This is a genomic window from Collinsella aerofaciens (assembly GCF_001405375.1).
Taxonomy (GTDB): domain Bacteria; phylum Actinomycetota; class Coriobacteriia; order Coriobacteriales; family Coriobacteriaceae; genus Collinsella; species Collinsella aerofaciens_F.
Genome location: NZ_CYYP01000032.1, coordinates 1 through 3,106, shown reverse-complemented (window position 1 = coordinate 3,106; position 3,106 = coordinate 1). Strand labels below are relative to the sequence as shown.

Annotated in this window: 3 protein-coding genes; 2 read left to right on the top strand and 1 reads right to left on the bottom strand. The window is 51.9% G+C overall.

The window, feature by feature from the left end; genetic code table 11:
• Positions 1-15: 15 nt before the first annotated feature.
• Positions 16-810 carry a DUF2971 domain-containing protein gene (locus tag ARB25_RS09570; RefSeq protein ID WP_055287666.1) on the bottom strand — a complete coding sequence of 265 codons (795 nt, stop codon included), beginning with the start codon at positions 808-810 and terminating at the stop codon, positions 16-18.
• Positions 811-1,053: 243 nt separating this feature from the next.
• Between ARB25_RS09570 and ARB25_RS10085 the strand changes: the two genes are divergently transcribed.
• Complete coding sequence (locus tag ARB25_RS10085) at positions 1,054-1,263, top strand: hypothetical protein (protein ID WP_156327735.1); 210 nt, start codon at positions 1,054-1,056, stop codon at positions 1,261-1,263.
• Positions 1,264-1,757: 494 nt separating this feature from the next.
• A complete protein-coding gene (locus ARB25_RS09565; protein WP_216595145.1) occupies positions 1,758-2,828 on the top strand; it encodes a transglutaminase domain-containing protein in 1,071 nt (356 codons plus the stop codon).
• The last annotated feature ends 278 nt before the right edge of the window (positions 2,829-3,106 follow it).

Below are 3,106 nucleotides of genomic sequence, written 5' to 3'. Positions count from 1 at the left end.
ATCGGGTTCCCACATTCATCCGCACATGTGCGGATGAATGTGGGAGGTGTTCGGATAAAGTCGATAATCAAGGATCTTTGGGGAAGCGACGATCTTCATCGAAGAAAATGCTTCGTCTGAGATAATCAAATCGTAAAAGGAAGGAATTTCGGGATCGCATCTATCAAGTATGACCTCAGTGGCCCTCTTAACTGCTTCAACATCACCCTTGATTACAGAGGCGATGCCCACAGGAACTGCCGTCAAAACATATCGCCATTCGTTTTGGTATGACCAGGCAGTAGCTTTGTGAATCCCAAGTGTGTTTAAATCGGCTTCTATCCAGCCGTTTTCGCGGTTACGGATCAACTTTGGAAACAGAAGCGACTTATCGTTCGTATACTGGACTTCATGAAGCATCTCAACGCTTCGGGCCATTTCTTTAAAATGATATTTTTTATCCCAAAAGTCTTCGAGCGGCAATTGAAGTCCATCAAACTTGCCACCAGGAGTATTCAAAACTGCGTCACTAGATAGCTTACTTAGGCTTTCGGTAGACACAGAGTACCGCTTAAACGGATGACTCTTCATTTGGATTCTTACTCCACATTCAGCTCCGGCATACTCGCGCCACATGGGGATGCTCTCCTCATCAGAAGAGGTCCAACAACTGACGAGCTTCATTTTTCCAAGATTTTGAGAGTCCGCTGAACGCTGTTCTTGTGGGTCATCAACCTTATCTAACCGGCTGAACCTGATAGTCCGATTATGCAGAATCAAGGCCAGCGTATCTAGGCTTGCATAATGATAGAGAACGGCGGGTGCTTCCATGTTTGGCTCCAAACTATAACAATGAGTCCATATCACTGTTCATCAGAATTTATAGACATGATTACGAAAAATCAATCAGTGCCAAACTGTCCCAAGTACGCCTCTCCCCTCCCCAACTTTGTCCAAAAAGTTCGCTGTTGTTGACTGACGTTACCGTAAAATTAACCCCACTTACATATACACGGAGTGTTGGCCTGGCGCCGCCTCCGGGCCTTGGCGCCCACCTTATCGAGAGGCACCGCCATGAAACGAGTCTTTTACCGCTCGCTCTGCGCAGTTCTTTGCGTATCCATGCTTAGCGCAGCAATACCTGTAAGGGTTATAGCGGAAGAAGAACGGCGGCAAGAAAATACCTTGGAGCAGTTTGATACTGGCGCAGCGGACAATTCGGGCGGCAGCATGACGGGCGATATCGATACAAGCGAGATCGGCAATGAGCCCATCAAAAAATGATTCCGATCTTGCGAATCAAATTTCACATCAGGCGGAACCTCAGGTTTCCCTAGCTTCCGATATGTCACCTGATTCGGAACAAGTCAAAAAGGCCACAGTAAGTGGATATCAGCACAGCGATAGCGCCACCAGCGGTAGTGTCACCCTTACCGTCGAATGGAGCGATCCAGTACTTGGACAGCCAACGACTTTCCACGTAAGCGCAACAGGTGGCAGTGGCAACTATCTCTTCCGCATGGATGCGCCCTCGTACTCCAACCCCAACGAGTAAGCCTGCGAGTCGGTTGCCGATCCAAGCCGCGGAGAGTGGAGAAAGTACACCGACGCGTGCGCTAGCCACGACTTCACGTTCACAACTACGGCTACCGGATCATCTAACTTCCGCTTTTACCTCATGGACAAGGCGTCGGGCGTTTACTACTTGCGCGCCAACACATATTATCCAGGTTGCAGATGATGCGTATCCCAGTGTTGCGAGTATTGTTAATAAGGCAGTGTCCCAGGCCAAGCAAAATACAAATGGCTCTGAATATGAAATGGCCCTTTATCTTCATGACTGGCTTCTATATCAGCTTGAGTACGACAACTCGCTGAAGTGGTCATCAGCCGAGAGCGCACTCACGCGCGGCGTGGGCACCTGTCAGGCGTATGAAAGCGCCTATTCCAAGCTGCTCACCGCTGTCGGCATCATTAATTCAGAGACCCGCGATACCTATGACGGCCACACCTGGAATGCGGTTAAGCTCGACGGAAAATGGTACCAGGTCGACTGCACCTGGGACGACACATCCGACAATTTCTATGGCGACCTTGACCAGCGCCACCTGTACTTCTGTATCACCGATGAACTCATGGCAATCGCGCACAAGGGACACGCCAAAATCTACACTGCCGACGGGTACGCCACCCGCTTGACGAGCCTCAAAGACAACTACTTCGTCCACAATGGCAAGGCCGACGAATGGGCCGCCAAGTACGCCGATCGCATCCAGCAGCACTTCGACGCAAAGGAGAACAAGTTCTCTATCGACGCCGACAACCAGTCTTTCCCGCCCAGCATCAGTGGCATCCAGAACGGCATCGTCGCCTTTGCGATGAACCTGCGCGAGTGGAAGACGACCAACGCCAAGGCCGATCTTGCTGCCAATTCTATCGTTGCCATGCAATCCGGGTACAAGTGGATATCAAGGTTCGACTTCTACGCCACCTGGAAGGAGCCCGCATCCTACACGATCCGCTACCACGGGTCGGACGCGGCGCCCGCCGTCGCCAGGACGACGAGGGTCGTCGTGGGCACGCCGACCGCCACGCTGACGTCGTCGGCGCTGGGCTTCTCCTGCGGGCCGATGGCGTTCGCGGGCTGGAAGGCCCACCGCGACTGCGACGACGCGTGGTTCGTCATCGACGCCGCGGGCAACGGCAGGTGGGCGAAGCTGGACGGCGGGGCGCTGTCGGAGGGGCGGAGCTTCTACCGCTACGTCGACGGGGGGAAGGTGTCGGGCACGGCCCCCTCGGGCAGAGTGGACTTCTACGCCACCTGGATAGAAAACAAAGAATACGCCTAGACCATTCCGGTGCCATTTGATCTTATCAGCTATGTCGTTGATAAGATCAGTAAGCAAAAAGCTGGTCTTAGGTCATTTGCTTTAGGTTCTAGCGTTTTATCTAAACTCAGTAGTAAATAACTAATTAAGCAAGGCCCTCTTCAAAGAATCTGGTCGTAATTGTAAGGCTTGGAGTAAACCATGCGACATTTGCCGCTTTTTGCAGCGGGGCTATACGCCACGCATAAGAAAAGCCGCCGTTAACAAGCGGCGGCTTTTTTACTCTCGTCAATTCAATA

Coding starts and splice junctions, on each gene's coding strand:
- ARB25_RS09570 (WP_055287666.1), bottom strand. CDS start 810: ATGGAAGCACCCGCCGTTCTCTATCATTATGCAAGCCTAGATACGCTG.
- ARB25_RS10085 (WP_156327735.1), top strand. CDS start 1,054: ATGAAACGAGTCTTTTACCGCTCGCTCTGCGCAGTTCTTTGCGTATCC.